General features: G+C 57.8%; 16 protein-coding genes. 9 read left to right on the top strand and 7 right to left on the bottom strand.

Annotation, left to right across the window (positions count from 1 at the left end; translation table 11 throughout):
• Positions 1-46: 46 nt before the first annotated feature.
• The 4 genes from AB3G35_RS06855 to AB3G35_RS06840 form a co-directional block, all read right to left on the bottom strand.
• The gene (locus AB3G35_RS06855) at positions 47-541 is read right to left on the bottom strand and encodes a hypothetical protein (protein ID WP_086795869.1); all 495 of its coding nucleotides are present in this window, start codon (positions 539-541) and stop codon (positions 47-49) included.
• 55 nt (positions 542-596) lie between these two features.
• Positions 597-2,312 carry an ABC transporter ATP-binding protein/permease gene (locus tag AB3G35_RS06850; RefSeq protein WP_106116764.1) on the bottom strand — a complete coding sequence of 572 codons (1,716 nt, stop codon included), beginning with the start codon at positions 2,310-2,312 and terminating at the stop codon, positions 597-599.
• 141 nt (positions 2,313-2,453) lie between these two features.
• Positions 2,454-3,014, bottom strand: a complete 561-nt coding sequence (locus tag AB3G35_RS06845; protein ID WP_016779485.1) for a response regulator transcription factor — start codon at positions 3,012-3,014, stop codon at positions 2,454-2,456.
• Positions 3,007-4,269: an ATP-binding protein gene (locus tag AB3G35_RS06840; protein WP_086795867.1), complete on the bottom strand. Its 1,263-nt coding sequence runs from the start codon at positions 4,267-4,269 to the stop codon at positions 3,007-3,009. Before AB3G35_RS06840 ends, AB3G35_RS06845 begins: the two co-directional genes overlap by 8 nt.
• A 328-nt stretch (positions 4,270-4,597) precedes the next feature.
• Here AB3G35_RS06840 and AB3G35_RS06835 point away from each other — a divergent pair, with 328 nt between their 5' ends.
• The 9 genes from AB3G35_RS06835 (at position 4,598) to AB3G35_RS06795 (ending at position 16,584) form a co-directional block, all read left to right on the top strand.
• A complete protein-coding gene (locus tag AB3G35_RS06835; RefSeq protein ID WP_016779483.1) occupies positions 4,598-5,314 on the top strand; it encodes an SIMPL domain-containing protein in 717 nt (238 codons plus the stop codon).
• A gap of 413 nt (positions 5,315-5,727) precedes the next feature.
• On the top strand, positions 5,728-7,353 hold the full coding sequence (locus tag AB3G35_RS06830; RefSeq protein ID WP_016779482.1) for an ABC transporter substrate-binding protein: 1,626 nt from the start codon (positions 5,728-5,730) through the stop codon (positions 7,351-7,353).
• Positions 7,354-7,651: 298 nt separating this feature from the next.
• Positions 7,652-9,250: an ABC transporter substrate-binding protein gene (locus tag AB3G35_RS06825; protein ID WP_169845843.1), complete on the top strand. Its 1,599-nt coding sequence runs from the start codon at positions 7,652-7,654 to the stop codon at positions 9,248-9,250.
• 328 nt (positions 9,251-9,578) lie between these two features.
• Positions 9,579-10,943: an OprD family porin gene (locus AB3G35_RS06820; RefSeq protein WP_095039890.1), complete on the top strand. Its 1,365-nt coding sequence runs from the start codon at positions 9,579-9,581 to the stop codon at positions 10,941-10,943.
• An 85-nt stretch (positions 10,944-11,028) separates the two neighbouring features.
• On the top strand, positions 11,029-12,624 hold the full coding sequence (locus tag AB3G35_RS06815) for an ABC transporter substrate-binding protein (protein WP_106116767.1): 1,596 nt from the start codon (positions 11,029-11,031) through the stop codon (positions 12,622-12,624).
• A 74-nt stretch (positions 12,625-12,698) separates the two neighbouring features.
• Complete coding sequence (locus tag AB3G35_RS06810) at positions 12,699-13,709, top strand: ABC transporter permease subunit (protein ID WP_086795865.1); 1,011 nt, start codon at positions 12,699-12,701, stop codon at positions 13,707-13,709.
• Positions 13,710-13,719: 10 nt separating this feature from the next.
• Positions 13,720-14,631, top strand: a complete 912-nt coding sequence (locus AB3G35_RS06805) for an ABC transporter permease subunit (protein ID WP_029611237.1) — start codon at positions 13,720-13,722, stop codon at positions 14,629-14,631.
• 10 nt (positions 14,632-14,641) lie between these two features.
• A complete protein-coding gene (locus tag AB3G35_RS06800; protein WP_086795864.1) occupies positions 14,642-15,610 on the top strand; it encodes an ABC transporter ATP-binding protein in 969 nt (322 codons plus the stop codon).
• Positions 15,610-16,584, top strand: coding sequence for a peptide ABC transporter ATP-binding protein (locus AB3G35_RS06795; protein WP_169844754.1), 975 nt, complete (start codon positions 15,610-15,612; stop codon positions 16,582-16,584). Before AB3G35_RS06800 ends, AB3G35_RS06795 begins: the two co-directional genes overlap by 1 nt.
• Positions 16,585-16,747: 163 nt before the next feature.
• Here AB3G35_RS06795 and AB3G35_RS06790 read toward each other — a convergent pair whose 3' ends face one another.
• The 3 genes from AB3G35_RS06790 to AB3G35_RS06780 all read right to left on the bottom strand — a co-directional run bounded on the left by AB3G35_RS06790 (position 16,748) and on the right by AB3G35_RS06780 (position 19,915).
• Positions 16,748-17,059 carry a hypothetical protein gene (locus AB3G35_RS06790; RefSeq protein WP_369782412.1) on the bottom strand — a complete coding sequence of 104 codons (312 nt, stop codon included), beginning with the start codon at positions 17,057-17,059 and terminating at the stop codon, positions 16,748-16,750.
• 343 nt (positions 17,060-17,402) lie between these two features.
• The gene (locus tag AB3G35_RS06785) at positions 17,403-17,666 is read right to left on the bottom strand and encodes a bacteriocin immunity protein (RefSeq protein ID WP_016779473.1); all 264 of its coding nucleotides are present in this window, start codon (positions 17,664-17,666) and stop codon (positions 17,403-17,405) included.
• Positions 17,666-19,915: an S-type pyocin domain-containing protein gene (locus AB3G35_RS06780; protein ID WP_369782410.1), complete on the bottom strand. Its 2,250-nt coding sequence runs from the start codon at positions 19,913-19,915 to the stop codon at positions 17,666-17,668. Before AB3G35_RS06780 ends, AB3G35_RS06785 begins: the two co-directional genes overlap by 1 nt.
• Positions 19,916-20,108 lie beyond the last annotated feature (193 nt).

The following is a 20,108-nucleotide window of genomic DNA, read 5'->3' as shown; positions in this document are numbered from 1 at the left end:
GCTCCAGCCTGCTGATACTTCACGGGGCCCGCAGTTTACCCAAGGCTTATCGTGCGCGCACGCTGCCGGTGTGCAAGTCGGCCCAAATATGGCCATTGGCATAGGTCAAAAATTGTACATAGAGCGTGTCGTTGCGCAGCAGGTCAATCACCACGCGGTACTGGCTCTGCGGGTAGGAAAGGCTCAGGGTTCGGGTCTTGCTGTCGAACACAGGCTTTTTAAGGCTTTTGCTTTCACCATCGAACGAAATCAGCACCTGGCGCACGGTCGCACCCTGGCTCATGGGCTTGCCCTTCAAGCGCACCAGCAAGGGCGAAGTGACCGGGATCGGCTGTTGGTTGGACTGGCGCTGGCTGCCCACCACCACCGAGTACGAGGTAACCAGCATCAGTTGTTGCTGTTCGGGCACCTCGCTGCGCAACTGCAGGTCATCGGCAGGCAGAAACTGCCCATGCAACAACGGCGTAGCAACAGGTGCCGCCGCCAGAGGCAGGCTGGCCAGCAGCAGGCTCAGGGCCGCACTGCGAAATAGAAGGCTCATGTCAGGATCCAGAAAGCGGGAAGCAGCACTCTAGCATGTTGCCCGCCCGCCCCTTCTACTGCGCAACCAGTTGCCCTTCGACGATCCGCACATGCTGTGGATGAAAGCGCGCAAGGCTGCTGCGATGGCCGACACTGACAATGCTCAAGCCCGGCAGTTGATCGATCAGGGCCTGGTACACCATCGCTTCGTCCTCCTCATCCATTGCCGAGGTCGATTCGTCCATATACAGCCATTGCGGGCGATACAGCAGCGCCCGGGCAAAGGCCAGGCGCTGCTGCTCACCACCCGACAGCAGCCGCTGCCAGTGGTTAACCTCGTCGAGCTTGGAGATCAGATGCTCCAGGCGGCACGTGCGCAGCACCTGTTCATAACACTCGTTGCTGTAGGTCTCGCCGGTCTGTGGATAACTCAGGGCATCGCGCAAGGTGCCGATGGGCAAGTAGGGTTTTTGCGGCAAAAACAGCGCCCGCTCACGCGGTAAACGGATTGCCCCGCCACCCCGCGGCCACAGCCCGCCCATCGCCCGCAGCAAGGTGCTTTTACCGCTGCCGGAGCGCCCGCTGAGCATCAGCCGCTCACCGTCCTGCACCTGCAGGCTGGCGCCATGCAACAGCGGCCGACCATCGGCCAGATCGAGACTCAGGTCTTTGATCTGCAACTCTTCGCCCTGGTGCTGTACATCAATCGCCGGCAAGCGCTGCTCATTGTCGGTCATGGCCTGACGAAAGCTCAGCAGACGATCGCAGGTGGCACGCCATGCCGCCAGAGTCACATAGGCATCGATAAACCAGCTGAAGTTTTCTTGCACATTGCTGAAGGCCGAGTTGATTTGCATCAGCTCGCCCAGCTCGATCTTGCCGGCAAAGTAGCGCGGCGCGGCCACGACAAACGGAAAGATAATGGCGATCTGCGAGTAACCGGCAGTGAAAAACGTCAGGCGTTTTTGCACCTTCATTTGCGTCCAGAAGTTTTTCCAGACCTTGTTGAAACGGGTACTCAGGCGCTCATGCTCATTGGCCTCGCCGTTGTACAAGGCAATGCTTTCGGCATTTTCGCGCACCCGCACCATCGAGAAACGCAAGTCAGCTTCGAAGCGCTGTTGCTGGTTGCTCAGGCCGATCAGCCGTCGACCGATCAGATGCGCCAGCCAGCTGCCCACGGCGGCGTACAACAGTGCGCACCAGAACATGTAACCGGGAATGGTGATGCCAAAAACCTCAATGCTGCCCGATACACCCCACAGGATGATCGAAAACGACACCAGACTGACTACGTTGCGGATCAACCCCAGGCCCAGGGTGAGCGTGCTGTCGGTGAACGAATTGATATCTTCACTGATGCGCTGGTCAGGGTTGTCGGTATAACCGCCCTGCTCCAGCTGGTAGTAGTTCTTGTGCGCCAGCCAGCGTGAGAAGTGCTGCTCGGTCAGCCAGCGACGCCAGCGAATGGTCAGCATCTGGGTCAAATAGAGCCTGTACACCGCACCGACAATACCTGCCGCAGCAATGATCCCGAAGTAGCCGATCAAGCTCCAGAACGCCTTGGCATCCTTGTTTTCCAGCGCGTTGTAGAAGTCCTTGTACCAGTGGTTGATCCACACCGAGATGCCCACGCTGACCAGCGACAGGGCCACCACGGCGATCAACAGCAACCACGCCTTGGTACGTTCTTCACTGCGCCAGTAAGGGGTTATGAGGCGCCAGACCCGAGGGATGAAATTCCCACGCACAGCATCATTCACGACAGAAGGCTCAGCGTTCTGATTCATCGTTCAGGCTCGTTGGGAGTAAAGAGCAACCTGCAAGCCGGTCAGGACGACCGGCCCACGACGCTGGGACACGTCTTGTTACAGGTTAGAAGCTGTAGCCGTCAGCATGCAAGGTGCATTGCACGCGCCTACAGCTCCCGTTCAGCGTCGCACCGGACGCTTCTGCAATTTGCGCTGCAAGGTACGCCGATGCATGCCCAGGGCGCGGGCAGTGGCCGAAATATTGCCTTCATGCTCACCCAGCACGCGCTGGATATGTTCCCACTGCAGGCGGTCCACCGACATCGGGTTGTCCGGCACCAGGGTTTCCAGATCGGCATGCTGGGACAGCAAGGCGGCGAGCACGTCATCGGCATCGGCAGGTTTGCACAGGTAGTTGCAGGCCCCGCGCTTGATCGCTTCGACAGCGGTGGCGATGCTCGAATAACCGGTGAGGATCACCACGCGCATTTCCGGGTCGAGCTCCAGCAGCTTGGGCAGCAGGACCAGGCCGGAGTCACCGTCCATTTTCAGGTCCAGCGCCGCGAAATCGGGCAGGTCCTGCTGGGCCAGGATCAGCCCTTCTTCGGCGGAGCCGGCGGTGCTGACGCGAAAACCGCGGCGGCTCATGGCGCGGGCCATCACGCGGGTAAAAGTGGCGTCGTCATCTACCAACAACAAATGCGGCAGTTCTTCGCCTTCGACCTGAATCTCTTCACTCATTTTCATTTCCTCGGGCGACACGTGGCAGGCGCAGCTCAGTGAGCGTACCGCCATCCTCATGACTGTAGAGTTTTACCGAGCCGCCAGCGCGGGTCACGCTGGCCTTGCTCAAGAATAGGCCCAGACCGAAGCCTTTGCCCTTGGTAGTAAAAAAGGGTTTGCCGATTTGCTCGGCGATGGCCAACGGTACACCCGGACCGTGGTCACGGATACTGATGGTCAGATCAACCGCATCCCAGTCCACCGTCACTTCCAGCCCTTCCGGGCACGCATCGGCGGCATTGTTGAGCAAGTTGAGCAGCGCCTGGGTCAAATCCGGTGGCGGCGCCAGGCGCGGCACCGGCGCATGGCCCAGGCACTGGAAGCGATAGGTGGCTTCGGGGCGCATCAAGTGCCAGCGGTTCAGGGCTTCATCCAGCCATTGCGTAACGTCCTGAACTTCAATCGCCAGCCGACGGTTGGCCTCGGCGGCACGCACCAGTTGCTGCAGGGTTTCCTTGCACAGCTTGACCTGATCCTGCAGCACGCTCAGATCGTCCTGCAATTCGGGATCAAGGTGATCGCGGCGCATCTCCTTGAGCAGAACGCTCATGGTCGACAACGGCGTGCCCAGTTCATGGGCCGCACCGGCCGCCTGCGTGGCCACGGCCAGCAATTGCTGGTCGCGCAAGCCCTCTTCACGGCGCAGGGCACGCAGCTCTTCCTGGCGGCGCAGCTCTTCGCCCATCTTGGCGGCAAAGAACGTAATCACGGCCGCAGACAGGGCAAAACTCAACCACATACCATAAATCTGCAGCTTTTCGCGGAAGAACGGCACCGTGTCTATCGGAAAAGACTGCGACAGCAACAAGGTGTAGAGCGCCAGCGCAATCCCGGTCAACACCAACGAATAGCGCCACGGCAGCGTGACCGCAGCAATGGTCAGCGGCACCAGGTAATACGATACAAACGGGTTGGCCGAGCCACCCGAAAAGTACAGCAGGGCACTGTGGATAAACAGGTCACAGGTCAGTTGCAGGGCGTATTCCAGCTCGGTGACCGGCCAGGTGGTGCGTAACCGGATTGCGGTAAACGCGCACAACAGCATGGAAAAGCCGAGGGTGATACTCAGCTGGAACCACGGCAGCGGCAGCAGGTTGAACAGATAGGCAAAGCCCACTGAACCCGCTTGCGCGGCCAGCACCAACATGCGGATAAACGTAAGACGCCAGAGGTTCTGGCGAGTTGCGGACAATAACTGAACGGGGGCGAGCATGAGCTCTCCTGATGAGCGCTCCAGGCGGATCACCGGGAGTATAACCAAGCAGGCGGCCTGACAGGCAAAAGTGCGGCAAAGAGCCACAGTGTTTTTTATGAAAAAGCGGCTAATGGCCTGCATCTGGGCAAACTGTGTGGGAGCGGGCTTGCTCGCGATGGCTTCGACGCGGTCTGGCTGACAGACACCGGTGCCTGCTTCGCGAGCAAGCCCGCTCCCACAGTGGACAAAGAAATAGCCGCCATATGTATCAAAAATGTAATTGGGCGAACTGATAGCCGTTAATTAGAGTCATATGGCCATTACTGTCCTCATTCAAGGAGCTTCCATGTCCAATTTCCAACGCACCGCTGCCCTTTTGACCCTGAGCATCGGCGCGCTTGCCAGCCTGCCGGCCCTGGCTGACGACATTCATTACAACCAGATTTCCCTGCGTGCCGAAGCCAGCCAGGAAGTGCCTCGCGACTTGATGATCGTGACGCTCTACACCGAAGCGCAAAACACCGACGCCGCCAAGCTGGCCGCAGAAATCACCACCGCGATGAACAAAGCCATCGGCCAGGCCAAATCGGTCAAGGAAGTCACCCTGCGCCAGGGCAATCGCAACAGTTACCCGATTTACGACAATAAAACCCAGAAGATCACCGGCTGGCGTGAACGCGCTGAACTGCGCCTGGAAAGCACCGACTTTGCAGCCCTGTCCAAGCTTACCGGCGATCTGATGCAAACCCTGAAAATGGGCAGCATGCAGTTCACTGTCGCCAATGCCACGCGCAAAACCAGCGAAGATGCGCTGCTCAAGGATGCCGTCAATGCGTTCAAGGCCCGCGCCCAACTGGCCACCGACGCACTGGGTGGCAAGGGTTACAAGATCGTCAACCTGAACCTCAACACCAACGGCTACCCGCAACCCTACCTACGTAGCGCAATGATGATGAAAGCCGCCGCCCCGGCAATGGACTCAGCGCCCACGCCTGAAGTCGAAGCCGGCACCAGCGAAGTCAGCATGAGCGCCGACGGCGTGATCGAAGTCCAGATGCAGTAAACCTGGCTCCACCGCACAAGCCCCTGACGCTCCCGCGCGCCAGGGGCTTTTTTATGCCCGCGGGAAAAACCCGGCAGACCGTCCTAGTATTAAACAACGCGCCCCCAAGCTCGATGTCACTAATCAGCATTTTCCTGAACGGTAGTCTGAATAAGTAACAACGCTGACCTGAAACAGTGCAGCCACCGTGGCAGAAGTCGCAAAACGTGTAAGCAAATGCGTCAAAAACACCGACGCAAACGATCAAATGCGTCATAACTTATATAAAAGCGACATTCTTGTACGATCGTTCCACGTTTTTAATCAGCAAGCGCTTTCGGATATTGCATTGGGTATGGGCTGTGCATAAGTATCGCCGGGTCGACTCACAAGGTCGCCCTCAAACCAAAAATGATAAAAATCATGAGGCCACCATGTTCAAACACGCGGTCATTCCGTTTTTAGTAGGCGCCAGCCTGTTGGCAAGTGCACCTTTCGCCCACGCGGCTTCCAACCTGGTGTTTTGCTCTGAAGGCAGCCCGGCAGGTTTTGACCCGGGCCAGTACACCACTGGTACTGACTTCGATGCATCGGCCGAGACCATCTTTAACCGTCTGAGCCAGTTCGAACGTGGCGGCACCAAGGTGGAGCCCGGCCTGGCTACCAGTTGGGATGTCTCGCCGGATAACCTGACATGGACCTTCCACCTGCGCGATGGCGTCAAGTTCCACACCACGCCGTACTTCAAGCCGACCCGTGATTTCAATGCCGACGACGTGCTCTTCACGTTCAACCGCATGCTCGACAAGGACATGCCGTTCCGTAAGGCCTACCCCACCGAATTCCCTTATTTCACCGACATGGGCATGGATAAAAACATCGCCAAGGTGGAAAAGATCGATGACAAGACCGTCAAGTTCACCCTGAACTCGGTCGATGCCGCGTTTATCCAGAACATGGCGATGCACTTTGCCTCCATCCAGTCCGCCGAGTACGCCGACAAGCTGCTCAAGGAAGGCAAGCCTGCCGACATCAACCAGAAACCGATCGGCACCGGCCCGTTTGTGTTCAAGAGCTACCAGAAAGACTCGAACATCCGCTATACCGGCAACAAGGACTACTGGAAGCCAGAAGACGTCAAGATCGACAACCTGATCTTCGCCATCACCACCGACCCCTCGGTACGCGTCCAGAAGCTCAAGAAGAACGAGTGCCAGGTCACGCTTTTCCCGCGTCCGGCCGACCTCAAGGCCCTGAGTGAAGACCCGAATCTGAAGATGCCCCATCAAGCGGGCTTCAACCTCGGTTACATCGCCTACAACGTGATGGACAAGATCAAGGGCAGCAACGAACCCAACCCGATGGCCCAGCTCAAGGTTCGCCAGGCCCTGGACATGTCGGTGAACAAGCAGCAGATCATCGACTCGGTGTACCAGGGTGCAGGCCAACTGGCCGTTGGCGCCATGCCGCCGACCCAGTGGTCCTATGACACCAGCATCAAGGACGCGCCTTTCGACCCGGAAAAAGCCAAGCAACTGCTCAAGGAAGCCGGCGTCAAGGAGGGCACCGAGATCGTGCTGTGGGCCATGCCGGTGCAACGCCCTTACAACCCCAATGCCAAGCTGATGGCTGAAATGCTGCAGTCGGACTGGAGCAAAATCGGCATCAAGGCCAAGATCACCAGCTACGAATGGGGCGAGTACATCAAACGTTCCAAAGGCGGTGAAAACGGCGCGATGCTGATTGGCTGGAGCGGCGACAACGGTGACCCGGACAACTGGCTCGGCACCCTGTTTGGCTGCGACTCGCTGGAAGGCAACAACTTCTCCAAATGGTGCGACCCGGAGTTCGACAAACTGGTCAAAGCCGCCAAGGCCACCACCGATATTGCAGAGCGCACAAAACTGTACCAACAGGCGCAGCAACGACTCAAAAGCCAGGTCCCGATGACACCTATCGCACACTCGACGGTGTATCAACCCATGCGCAAAAACGTAGAGGACTTCAAGATCAGTCCGTTTGGCCTGAACTCCTTCTACGGAGTCAGCGTCGGCAAATAACAAGGACCGGTGAATGCGGCTATAAGGCTGCATTCACTTATCTACCAGGACGGTGGAAATCACCTACAGCCTAAAGCCACTTCTGACTACATCAGAGGCTATAGGACGCAGAGACAATTCCTACAGTTTTGTCAGACCCCATGCATTTACCGGTGAATGCCGACTGCTTAACGTCGACAAACAGCCAGTCCATTGCAAGGGTGCGGTTGCGTAGATGATGAAATCGACGCCCTGAACCGTACGCCTTCGATCAAGGCGCGCTCAGGACTCAAAAACAAGAAGAAGGATAGGGAACGCCATGCGCAACCCTCTGGTTTTATCTGTACTTATCAGCGCCGGCGTACTTGCCGGCAGCCCGCTCGCCAGTGCCGCCAACAGCCTGGTATTTTGCTCCGAAGGCAGCCCGGCCGGTTTTGATACCGCGCAGTACACCACCGCCACCGACAATGACGCGGCCGAACCGATTTACAACCGCCTCGCCGAATTTGAAAAGGGCGGCACCGCCGCGATCCCGGCCCTGGCAACCAGCTGGGACGTGTCCGAAGACGGCCTGACCTGGACGTTCCATCTGCGTGATGGCGTCAAGTTCCACACCACCAAGTGGTTTACCCCGACCCGCAACTTCAACGCCGATGACGTGCTCTTCACCTTCAACCGCATGCTCAACCCCGAGCATCCGTTCCGCAAGGCCTACCCGACCGAGTTCCCGTACTTCACCGGGATGAGCCTGGACAAGAACATCGCCAGCGTCGAGAAAACCGACCCGATGACCGTGGTCATGAAGCTCAACACGGTGGACGCCGCCTTTATCCAGAACCTGGCCATGAGCTTTGCCGCGATCCTGTCGGCCGAGTATGCCGACCAGTTGCTCAAGTCCGGCAAGCCCAGCGACATCAACCAGAAGCCTGTGGGCACCGGCCCGTACGTGTTCCAGCGTTACCAAAAAGACTCCAACATCCGCTACGCCGCCAACAAGGACTACTGGGACCCGAGCCAGGTCAAACTCGACAACCTGATTTTCTCGATCAGTGTCGATGCCTCGGCGCGCATGCAAAAGCTGCGTAAAAACGAGTGCCAGGTCTCGCTTAACCCACGCCCTGCCGACGTTGCCGGGCTCAAGGCCGACCCTAAGCTGCAGGTCATCGAAAAACCCGGTTTCAACCTCGGTTACATCGCCTACAACGTGCAGCACAAACCGTTTGACCAGCTGCAAGTGCGTCAGGCACTGGACATGGCGGTCAACAAGGACGAGATCCTCAAGGCCGTCTACCAGGGCGCAGGCCAGAAAGCCGTCAATGCCATGCCGCCGACCCAGTGGTCCTACGACGAGACCATCACCGACGCCGCCTACAACCCGGAAAAAGCCAAGGAGCTGCTCAAGGCCGCAGGGGTCAAGGACGGTACCGAAATCACTCTGTGGGCCATGCCCGTACAGCGCCCTTACAACCCGAACGCCAAGCTTATGGCCGAGATGCTGCAGTCGGACTGGGCCAAGATCGGCCTCAAGGTCAAGATCGTCAGCTATGAATGGGGCGAGTACATCAAGCGCACTAAAAACGGCGAGCACGATATCAGCCTGATCGGCTGGACCGGCGACAACGGTGACCCGGACAACTGGCTCGGCACCCTGTACAGCTGCGACGCGATTGGCGGCAACAACTACTCCATGTGGTGCAACAAGGAATACGACACCCTGGTCAAGAACGCCAAGGTCGTGACCGATCGCGACCAGCGCACGGTGCTCTACAAACAGGCCCAGCAGTTGCTCAAGCAACAGGTGCCGATCACCCCTATTGCGCACTCTACGGTCAACCAGCCGCTGAGCGCCAAGGTCGAAGGTTTCACGGTCAGCCCCTTTGGGCGTAACGCCTTCTCGGGTGTGAGCCTCAAGGACTAACTCGCCCGACAACCCCCGGTATCAGCAGTGACGCTGGTCAAGTGTGGGAGCGGGCTTGCTCGCGATGGTCTTCAGGGCGCGGCATTTACTCAGTAAATACGCGTCATCGTTAACGACCATCGCGAGCAAGCCCGCTCCCACAGAGGCAGAAGCCGGTTCAGTGAACAACAGTGCGGTATCAGCAGGCCACTCTTCTGATGGCCCGCTCAAACTTCGCCTATCGGGTAGCTGGCAAACGTTTGCAATGCTTTAAAGCGTTTCACAACAGCCGAGTCAACACAAAAAAAGACCGGCCATAAAAAGAAGAAACCAAAGAGGAGCCTCAACCATGAAACTCACCAGCAGCGCGTTATTGGCCTTGTCCATCAGCAGCATCACGGCGATGGCCAATGCCGATGAATTTATGCCCACCGAATTGAAAGCCACCAGCGCTCAAAGCGAGACCAAGGGCTTTGTCGAAGACCAGACCCTGGGCGGCACTACCCGCAACTGGTACGCCAACGAGCTTCGCCGTCGCGATGACCGCTTCAGCTACAACAACCACGGTACCCGTGAGTCCACCCCGCGCCGGATCAACTGGGTGCAGGGCACCATCCTCAACTACACCTCGGGCTTCACCGAAGGCACCGTCGGTTTCAGCACTCAGGTAGCGGCGTACAACGCCGTAGCACTGGACCGCGACGCCAAGGACATCGCCGGGCCAAACAACCGCACCCTGACCCACAGCGACGGCGATGCAGTCGGCCAGTGGAGCAAGCTGGGCCTGGCCAACCTCAGCGCGCGCATCTCCAACACCACGCTGACCGTCGGCCGACAGAACTTCAGCAGCCCGACCATCGATGTGATCGGTAACCGGGCACTGCCTTCCAGCTTTCAAGGGGTGGGCCTGCATAGCGAAGAGTTCAACAACCTGTCGTTCGATGCCGGCTCCTTTGACCGCGTATCCCCGCGAACCGAGTCGAGCCTGAGCAAGTTTCGCAGCGAATACGGCCCTTCCACGATCGAGACCGATCGCGCCAGCGTTGCCGGGCTCAACTACCAGCCGCTCAAAAGCCTGAAGACCACGCTGTACGCCACCCACGTTGAAGACTTCTGGAACCAGTACTACTTCGGCGCCGTCCACGACATGGGCGACAGCGCCACACTGGCCCTGAATACCAACTTCAACTACTACAAGACCCTGGATACCGGCAGCAAGGCCCTGGGCAACATCAACAACGATGCCTACAGCCTGGCCTTCGCCCTGAACCATCAGGCTCACACGGTCAGCCTGTCGTTCCAGCAAATCGTCGGTGACGAGTACTTCGACTACCTGCACGAAACCAACGGCATCTACCTGGCCAACTCACTGCTGTCGGACTTCAACGGCCCGAACGAGAAATCCCTGCAACTGGCCTACAGCATCAACATGGCGCAGTACGGCATTCCGGGCCTCAAGTTCAACGCCTACCACGCTCGTGGCTGGGATATCGACGGCACCAAGTACACAGGCACCGCCTACGACGTGAAGAACATGGACGGCGAAACCCATTACGAGTACAGCGTTGGCACGTCCTATGCAATTCAAAGTGGCCCGCTGAAAGCCACCGCGATTCGTGCCACCTACACCACGCACCGTGCCAGCAAAAACCAGTCTGACGGCAACATCAACGAATTCCGCCTGGTCACGACCATCCCGTTCAACATTTTGTAAAAAGCTTACAACCCAAAGATCGCGGCTGATTCGACGAATCAGCCGTAGTCGTTACGCTGGCTCACCCGATTTGGAGAGGGTTGCTATGAAGAGACTTCCGCTACGCACCGCCCTGGCCGCGGCACTGCTCAGCACCGCTGTCAGTGTGAGCGCGAAAAACCTGGTGGTCTGCACTGAAGCCAGCCCTGAAGGGTTCGACATCGTCCAGTTCACTACCGCCGTTACCGCCGACGCCTCGGCTGAAACCATCCTCAACCGCCTGGCCGACTTCGCCCCCGGCAGTACCGATGTGGAACCGGCCCTGGCCGAGCGCTGGGACATCAGCCCCGACGGCCTTGAATACACCTTCTACCTGCGCCCCGGCGTGAAGTTCCACACCACCGATTATTTCAAACCGACCCGAAACCTGAACGCCGACGATGTGATCTGGAGTTTTCAGCGCCAGCTGGACCCGAATCACCCGTGGCACAAACTGTCGTTGGTCGGTTACCCCTACTTTGAAAGCATGGGCTTCAAGAATCTGCTCAAAAGCGTCGAGAAAGTGGACGACATGACGGTGAAAATCACCCTCAACCACCCTGAAGCGCCATTCCTGCGCGACGTGGCCATGCCGTTCAACTCCATCTATTCCGCCGAATACGCCGACCAGTTGCTCAAGTCCGGCAAAACCGCCGACCTCAACAACAAGCCGATCGGCACCGGCCCGTTTATCTTCGTGCGCTACAACAAGGATGCCCAGGTACGCTTCAAGGCCAACCCGGATTATTTTCGCGGCAAGCCGCCCAGCGACAACCTGATCTTCGCCATCGCCACCGACAGCAATGTGCGCCTGCAAAAACTCAAGGCCAACGAATGCCAGATAGCGCTGTACCCCAAGCCCGATGACGTCAAGAACATACGCAAGGACTCCAACCTCAAGGTCGATGAGCTGGCCGCCCTGATGACCAGCTACATCGCCATGAACACCAGCCACAAGTACTTGAGCGATGTGCGCGTGCGCAAAGCCATCGACATGGCCTTTGACAAGCAGACCTACCTGAATTCCGTACACGGTGAAGGCAATGCCCTGCTGGCCATTAACCCTTACCCGCCGACCATGCTGGGCTACAACACCAGCATCCCGCGGCCGCCCCGCGACCTGGACAAGGCCCGGGCCCTGCTCAAGGAAGCCGGAGTGCCCGAAGGCACAGTACTGACCCTGTTCACCCGTAATGGCGGCGGCCCGACCAACCCCAACCCAATGCTGGGTGCGCAATTGCTGCAGTCCGACCTGGCGCAAATCGGCCTCAAGCTGGATATCCGGGTCATGGAATGGGGCGAAATGCTCAAGCGCGCCAAAAATGGCGAACATGACCTGGTGTCGACCGGATGGGGGGGCGACAACGGCGACCCGGACAACTTCCTCACCCCGATGCTCAGCTGCGAGGCGGCGAAAAACGGCGAGAACTACGCGCGCTGGTGCAACAAGGACTTCGAAGCCCTGATCACCAAAGCCCGCGGTATCACTGAACCCTCCCAGCGGGCCGGGCTCTATCAACAGGCACAGGTGATTTTTAATCAGGACCAACCCTGGATCAACGTAACCCATCCTATGCTGTTTACTGCGATGCGTAAAAATGTCGAGGGCTATACCCTTAGCCCCCTGACCAACAACAACTTCGCCACAACCCAGGTGAAGTAGAACAATAAAAACCCGCCGGGGTTTACCTGAACCCTGGCGGACCTGCCTGACCGGCTGATAAGGAACACCAAACGATGTTTAGTTTTATTGCCCGCCGAGTGGGGTTGTTGATCCCCACGTTCTTCGGCATCACCTTGCTCACCTTTGCCCTGATTCGCATGATTCCGGGTGATCCGGTCGAAGTCATGATGGGTGAACGCAGGGTCGACCCCGAAATGCACGCCCAGGCCATGGAGCGCCTGGGTCTGAACAAGCCGCTGCACGAGCAGTACATCGACTACATCACCAAGCTGGCACATGGTGATCTGGGCGAGTCATTGCGTACCCGTGAAAGCGTATGGAGCGAATTTGCCGCGCTGTTCCCCGCCACACTGGAACTGGCCAGCGCCGCACTGTTGTTCGCCGGCATCCTCGGGCTACTGGCGGGAGTGATCGCGGCACTCAAACGAGGCTCATTGTTTGACCACGGGGTGATGGGTATCTCCCTGGCGGGTTATTCGATGCCGATCTTCTGGTGGGGCCTGATCCTGATCATGTTCTTCTCCGTGGGCCTGGGCTGGACCCCGGTGTCCGGGCGTATCGACCTGTTGTACGACATCGAACCAAAGACCGGCTTCATGTTGATCGACACCCTGCTCAGCGACGAGCCCGAAGCCTTCTGGGACGCGCTGCACCACTTGATCCTGCCCGCCATTGTGCTGGGCACCATCCCCCTGGCCGTGATCGCGCGGATGACCCGCTCATCGATGCTCGAAGTGCTGCGCGAAGACTACATCCGTACTGCCCGCGCCAAGGGCTTGTCGCCCGCCCGCGTGGTGTTTGTGCATGGCCTGCGCAACGCCCTGATCCCGGTACTGACCGTGGTCGGTCTGCAAGTGGGCACCCTGCTGGCCGGTGCCGTACTGACCGAAACCATCTTTTCGTGGCCGGGTATCGGCAAATGGCTGATCGAAGCCATCGGCGCCCGGGACTATCCCGTGGTGCAAAACGGCATCCTGCTAATCGCCTGCCTGGTGATTCTGGTCAACTTCGTAGTCGACATCCTCTACGGCTTTGCCAACCCACGCATCCGTCACCAGCGCTGAGATCCTGACCATGAGTAACTCCCCAAGCACGACCGAAGTGGATCAAAGCCTGCTTTATCCATCGCCTTACAAAGAGTTCTGGCACGCCTTCTCCCGCAACAAGGGCGCCGTCGCGGGCCTGATTTTCATGTGCATCATTGTGTTCTGCGCGATCTTCGCGCCGTGGGTCGCCCCCCATAGCCCGAGCGAGCAATACCGCGACTTCCTGCTGACCCCGCCGGTGTGGCTGGAGGGCGGCCAGTGGCAATTTTTGCTGGGCACCGACGAGTTAGGTCGTGACCTGCTGTCACGACTGATCGAAGGCTCGCGCCTGTCGCTGCTGATCGGTTTGTCGTCGGTAGTGATCTCGCTGATTCCGGGCGTGATCCTGGGCCTGATTGCCGGGTTTTTCCCGCGTTTTATGGGCCCGGGCATCATGCGGTTGATGGACATCATGCTGGCCCTGCCGTCCCTGCTGCTGGCTGTGGCGATTGTCGCCATCCTCGGCCCTGGCCTGATCAACACCGTGATCGCCATTGCCGTGGTCTCGCTGCCGTCCTATGTACGTCTGACCCGTGCCGCCGTGATGGGTGAACTGAACCGCGACTATGTAACCGCTGCCCGCCTGGCCGGTGCCAGCCTGCCACGCCTGATGTTTATCACCGTGCTGCCCAACTGCATGGCACCGCTGATCGTGCAGGCCACCCTGAGTTTCTCCTCGGCGATCCTCGACGCTGCAGCCCTGGGCTTCCTCGGCCTTGGCGTACAACCGCCAACCCCGGAGTGGGGCACCATGCTGGCCTCGGCCCGCGACTATATCGAACGTGCGTGGTGGGTCGTGAGCCTGCCCGGCTTGACCATTTTGCTCAGCGTGCTGGCAATCAACCTGATGGGCGACGGTCTGCGCGATGCGCTGGACCCGAAACTCAAAAACGCCGCCTGAGGAGATTCCCATGTCACTGTTAGAAATCAAGAATCTCAACGTGCGCTTTGGCGACACTACGGCCGTGCCGGTCGTCGACGGCCTGAGCCTGTCTGTGGATAAAGGCGAAGTCCTGGCGATTGTCGGCGAGTCGGGGTCGGGCAAGTCCGTGACCATGATGGCGTTGATGGGCCTGATCGAGCACCCCGGTATCGTCACCGCCGACGCCCTGACCTTCGATGGCAAGAACATGCTGACCCTCAGCGCCCGTCAACGTCGGCAGATCGTCGGCAAAGACATGGCGATGGTCTTCCAGGACCCCATGACCGCGCTGAACCCCAGCTACACCGTGGGCTTCCAGATCGAAGAAGTGCTGCGCCTGCACCTGAAAATGTCCGGCAAGGCGGCGCGCAAACGTGCGATCGAGCTGCTGGAAAAAGTTGAAATCCCGGGTGCGGCCAGCCGTATGGATGCCTACCCGCACCAACTGTCGGGCGGTATGAGCCAGCGCGTGGCAATTGCCATGGCCATCGCCGGCGAACCCAAACTGCTGATTGCCGACGAACCGACCACCGCCCTGGACGTGACCATCCAGGCGCAGATCATGGACCTGCTGCTCAGCCTGCAACGGGAGCAGAACATGGGCCTGGTGCTGATCACCCACGACCTCGCCGTGGTAGCCGAAACCGCCCAGCGGGTATGCGTGATGTACGCCGGCCAGGCCGTGGAAGTGGGCAACGTGCCGGGGCTGTTTGATGTACCGGCGCACCCGTACAGCGAGGCGCTGCTGGCCGCGATCCCGGAACACAGCATGGGCGCTGCCCGTCTGTCGACCTTGCCCGGCATCGTGCCCGGCCGCTATGACCGGCCCAAAGGCTGCCTGCTGTCACCGCGCTGCCCGTATGTACAAGAACAATGCCGTCAACAACGTCCTGCGCTGGAGCAACAGGCTCACAGCCAGGTGCGCTGCTTCTTCCCCTTGAATCAGGAGGTGGCGTAATGACTGTTGTTCTTACCGCCCGCGACCTAACCCGTCACTACGAAGTGTCCCGTGGCATGTTCAAAGGCCATGCCCTGGTGCGCGCACTTAACGGCGTGTCATTTGAACTGGAAGCCGGCAAAACCCTGGCCGTGGTGGGCGAGTCCGGTTGTGGCAAGTCCACCCTGGCCCGCGCCTTGACCCTGATTGAAGAACCGTCCTCGGGCTCGTTGAAAATTGCCGGGCAAGAAGTCGCCGGGGCCAACAAAGCCGAGCGCAAGCAACTGCGCAAAGATGTACAGATGGTGTTCCAGAGCCCCTACGCTTCGCTCAACCCACGGCAGAAAATCGGCGACCAGTTGGCTGAACCGCTATTGATCAACACCAAACTGAGCGCCAGCGAACGTCGCGAAAAAGTCCAGGCCATGATGAAACAGGTCGGCTTGCGCCCCGAGCATTACCAGCGCTACCCGCATATGTTCTCGGGCGGCCAGCGCCAGCGTATCGCCCTGGCCCGGGCCATGATGTTGCAACCCAAAGTGCTGGTGGCGGATGAACCGACCTCGGCGCTGGACGTATCGATCCAGGCGCAGGTGCTCAACCTGTTTATGGACCTGCAGCAAGAGTTCAACACTGCCTACGTGTTTATCTCGCACAACCTGGCGGTGGTGCGGCATGTGGCTGACACGGTACTGGTGATGTACCTGGGCCGCCCGGTAGAAATGGGTCCCAAGGAAGAGATCTACACCCGGCCGCTGCACCCCTATACCCAGGCACTGCTGTCGGCCACCCCGACCATCCACCCGGACCCGCTCAAACCGAAAATCAAGATCGTCGGCGAGCTGCCCAACCCGCTGAACCCGCCATCGGGTTGCGCCTTCCACAAGCGCTGCCCGTATGCCACGGAGCTGTGCAGCACAGTCGAGCCGGCGTTGCGGGTGCTCGATAACCGCCAGGTTGCGTGCCATCACGCGGAGCAGTTTTTGCAGAGCTAAACACGACCCGTAGCAGCTGCCGAGGAACGAAGGCTGCGTTCGGCGGCGCAGCCGTCGTAAAATCGAGGCCCGCGGAGTAACAGACACACCGCACGCTCAGGTTTTACGATTGCTTCGCAACCGAACGCAGCCTTCGGCAGCTGCTACACATATGTGCACACCACTACGTCTGGCTATCGCCTTCGTCCCCCGCGTCACCCTCATCGCCGTTATCCCCACCGTCACCGCTACCACCACCATCTGCGCCGCCGTCACCGTCGGTCTGGTCATCATCCCCCGAACTGCCGCCCTGGCCCTGATCACCCGGTTCCGAATCCGACTTGTAGATGGCATGAATCGTCGGCCCCGGCACGCCCATAGCCGAGAACCCTGCCCCGGCACTGCTCAGCGGGTTGCTCGCCCAAGCCGCTGAAGCACTCACCGTCAGCAACACCAGCACCTTGAGCAACAGCACAATGCGTTGAAAAAGCTTCATGGAGATTTCCATCCTGTTGTGGGAAAACACCCTTTAAACCTAGTTCGCCCCCTTTAGATTTTCCAGAAACACGCAGGTTGCGATATACCCATTCGGACTAACACAGCCGCGTTTGTCGATACTGTGTGGCGGGGCATACGCGCCCTTGTAGCCGTTGACGAGCAGCGCGAGGCTACGTCCGGCTGCGTAGCAGTCGTAAACTGCATCGGGCACGATCGCAGCCTTCGGCAGCGCCTACAGGAAACATATGCATTAGATAGTTGAGTTGATAACCACAGTTGTTGAGCCAATAAAAAGCCCAGCCACTCATGATCACTGGATGGCTGGGCTGAACAAGCAACAATTAAGCCGGTTTGAAGCCAGGCTTACCGTTGGCGGCTCGCCACTCACTGACTTTCTTGGTTATAGCTTCTGGCGTGCTGTCCAAATCAGATGCGGCATAGTAGATAAGATCTGTCCCTTCAGGATGCTCAGTGATCTTTTCAAAATGCTCCAGAAGTTTGTCAAGGTGCTCATCAGTTTCAGCAACGTTCTCCTGGAATATTTCTTTCATAAACACCAAGAACTCGGCTTCCGTATACTCTGAGAAACTGCTTTTCAGCTCCATTATTTAGCTCCTTTATGAATATCCAAGTGACGCTTGGGGGTCAAGATCAACATATTCTCAACATTATAAATATCTCCCCCCTTAGCGACTTCATGGACATGATGAATTTCAAATGTGGACCGCTTGCCCACGGCATCAGTTTTTCTGGTCTTAGCTGCTTTACCAATGCTCATTCGAGCTCTATTTGGAGCTATAAACTGCTGTGACAGCACCGGATCTTTCGTTACCTCTACCCAAAACGCCTCTCGAAACGCCTTGAAATTCTTGAACTCCCTCCCCCGAAGCTGATCAGCAATCTGTGACGGTACAGGAGCCCCCTCACCCTGCGCCGCAGTCCCCAACCAAATGCCTGTCACTGGCTGCCCCATCCCCGTTGCAACCCCTGCATCCTCACGGGGGTCTCTGAACATCACATACAGCGGCGGTAAACCGGAACTCGCCGGGAATACCGTAATAAAATCATTAAAACCCGCTTCAGCAAGTCCCGGGAAGGCATCAATTCTTCCCGTCACCGGCGTGACAGTGGCGCCAGTGTAGACCGTTGGCACTGGTTGCTCGGCAGGGGAAGTAGTCGAGCTACTCCCCGGATCGACGATGGGTGTCCAGGTCAACGTCCTTGGTGGTACATCTTCGGTGGTTACGCTGTAAACATTCTGCTGGGCGTTGAACGTTGCAGCTACAACCCTGACTTTCGACGGCACAGTTATGCCATCCGCCAAAGCGACAAAAACTTCAGACTGCCCATCTGCAGCTGTCTTAGAACTGATACGCACTGGCAGATCAACATTGCCATTGGCGGCAGCAATAGTTGATAGATCATCCTTGAGCCCAGGCGCCAAATCCGAGAGCGGCGTACTAAATGCATAGCGCTCAGGCAATTCGCCATTTGCCAGCTTGGGCGAATACACCAAGGCAGACACACCCACCAAAAGCCCCGAAGCAGTACCCGCGACCAAACCGGACAAGGCGCTAATGGCAGAACGTACAGCCGCTTGCAGAGTAACCGCCGCTGCATCAATAACCGCTACAGTCCCCGCCGAAGTGACAAGCAGGGGGCTTGTCGCTGATGATGGACCCGGTGCACTAAACGTATTGGCTTTACGAATAGTGTGTTCAATTCGCTTTGCCCGCTCAGCCAGCCCCCCAAATGAATTACCGGTTATCGCAAGATGCCTGGCCGACTCAGCCTTCAATAAGGCATCGTGATAACTCAACCACTTGGTTCCCAAGTTCGTATGAGTTTGCAAGTAAACCAACTCGTTGAGCGCCTCCAGCTCAGGCTTGCTCAAAGGAGCCTTGATTTTCGGATTCTCTGCTGGAAAGTTGATTGTAATCCCGCCCCTGCTGAGCGGCGGGGCCGCGGAAACAGGTTTGATTTCAGCAGTTTTAGACGCGGCCATGCTTGTCAGCGTCTCCTTGAAGTGGCTCAACGCTTCAGAGGCCGTCATACCTGCCACTGAACCCGCCGCAGTGACGAACTCGGTATGGAGGAACTGCGGCAGTTGCTGAGCGTGTATAGCCTGCTCCTGGTTGATAATGCCCAAACGCTGATAAGCAGCTGCGTCATTGGCAGCACCTTGCATGCGCTCTACTTGCTGCGCCAATTCGGCAAGCTTGCCCGCAAGCATATCCGTGGAAAGAGCAAGCACCTTGAGAGCCATTGCCGATTTATACACATGATCAAACTGGGCGAACAACGCCATAAAACTTTCGCGAGGATTACTTCCATTATCCCTGTTAAAAAAATCGTTTATTTTCTGGCTCGACAGCAACGTCATCAAAAAATAGGGACTTTGCCCATAAAGCCCATATATATCAGGCGCAATGGATGTGCACTGTTGCCTTTTCGACTCAATAAGCTCCAAAGCAACCTGTTGATCTATTACCGCTGAGTCCGCAGCTCCGTGTGTCTTGGCGCCCTGGGCAAGCAATTTTCTTTCTTGCAGCTCCCGACCAATATCACCCAAGAGATTTTTGAATCGGGCAATATAGTCGCCATCAATATCTGCCTGATTGTGGATTTGTTCATTCATGAATTCCGCAACAACATTTGGCTTTGCAACTTCATGAATATTGCTCGGCCCGCCCTCTCCTCTGCGCGGCCCTTCATTCAGCCCCCATGAGTTGTATCCGCCACCAAACTTAATATCTGACTCCCATTTCCCTACAATGGGATATGGCGCCAACTCATATGAGTCAGGACCAATTTTCCTGTGAGGCCCCAAATACTTGTCTACATCATTAGGCATTGAGCTGCACTCCTTTCATTACCCGATCTCGATACGACCAATGAATTTAATAACGCGCGTTACGCACATTAATTTATGAAATACACCTCAACAGCCAAGCAAGTATCTATAAATAACGAGAGAAAGTTCCCATAATTTTGTAGCCGCTGCCGCAGGCTGCGATTAGGACTACAGGGCCTTCGCGCTACTCAGG

It is taken from the genome of Pseudomonas sp. WC2401, assembly GCF_041200115.1.
In the GTDB taxonomy this organism is placed as follows: Bacteria; Pseudomonadota; Gammaproteobacteria; order Pseudomonadales; family Pseudomonadaceae; genus Aquipseudomonas; species Aquipseudomonas fragi.
This window is presented reverse-complemented; position numbering and strand designations above follow the sequence as displayed.

Excerpts from the sequence above, each read along its gene's own strand:
- AB3G35_RS06855 (WP_086795869.1), bottom strand. The coding sequence starts at position 541 with ATGAGCCTTCTATTTCGCAGTGCGGCCCTGAGCCTGCTGCTGGCCAGC.
- AB3G35_RS06850 (WP_106116764.1), bottom strand. The coding sequence starts at position 2,312 with ATGAATCAGAACGCTGAGCCTTCTGTCGTGAATGATGCTGTGCGTGGG.
- AB3G35_RS06845 (WP_016779485.1), bottom strand. The coding sequence starts at position 3,014 with ATGAGTGAAGAGATTCAGGTCGAAGGCGAAGAACTGCCGCATTTGTTG.
- AB3G35_RS06840 (WP_086795867.1), bottom strand. The coding sequence starts at position 4,269 with ATGCTCGCCCCCGTTCAGTTATTGTCCGCAACTCGCCAGAACCTCTGG.
- AB3G35_RS06835 (WP_016779483.1), top strand. The coding sequence starts at position 4,598 with ATGTCCAATTTCCAACGCACCGCTGCCCTTTTGACCCTGAGCATCGGC.
- AB3G35_RS06830 (WP_016779482.1), top strand. The coding sequence starts at position 5,728 with ATGTTCAAACACGCGGTCATTCCGTTTTTAGTAGGCGCCAGCCTGTTG.
- AB3G35_RS06825 (WP_169845843.1), top strand. The coding sequence starts at position 7,652 with ATGCGCAACCCTCTGGTTTTATCTGTACTTATCAGCGCCGGCGTACTT.
- AB3G35_RS06820 (WP_095039890.1), top strand. The coding sequence starts at position 9,579 with ATGAAACTCACCAGCAGCGCGTTATTGGCCTTGTCCATCAGCAGCATC.
- AB3G35_RS06815 (WP_106116767.1), top strand. The coding sequence starts at position 11,029 with ATGAAGAGACTTCCGCTACGCACCGCCCTGGCCGCGGCACTGCTCAGC.
- AB3G35_RS06810 (WP_086795865.1), top strand. The coding sequence starts at position 12,699 with ATGTTTAGTTTTATTGCCCGCCGAGTGGGGTTGTTGATCCCCACGTTC.
- AB3G35_RS06805 (WP_029611237.1), top strand. The coding sequence starts at position 13,720 with ATGAGTAACTCCCCAAGCACGACCGAAGTGGATCAAAGCCTGCTTTAT.
- AB3G35_RS06800 (WP_086795864.1), top strand. The coding sequence starts at position 14,642 with ATGTCACTGTTAGAAATCAAGAATCTCAACGTGCGCTTTGGCGACACT.
- AB3G35_RS06795 (WP_169844754.1), top strand. The coding sequence starts at position 15,610 with ATGACTGTTGTTCTTACCGCCCGCGACCTAACCCGTCACTACGAAGTG.
- AB3G35_RS06790 (WP_369782412.1), bottom strand. The coding sequence starts at position 17,059 with ATGAAGCTTTTTCAACGCATTGTGCTGTTGCTCAAGGTGCTGGTGTTG.
- AB3G35_RS06785 (WP_016779473.1), bottom strand. The coding sequence starts at position 17,666 with ATGGAGCTGAAAAGCAGTTTCTCAGAGTATACGGAAGCCGAGTTCTTG.
- AB3G35_RS06780 (WP_369782410.1), bottom strand. The coding sequence starts at position 19,915 with ATGCCTAATGATGTAGACAAGTATTTGGGGCCTCACAGGAAAATTGGT.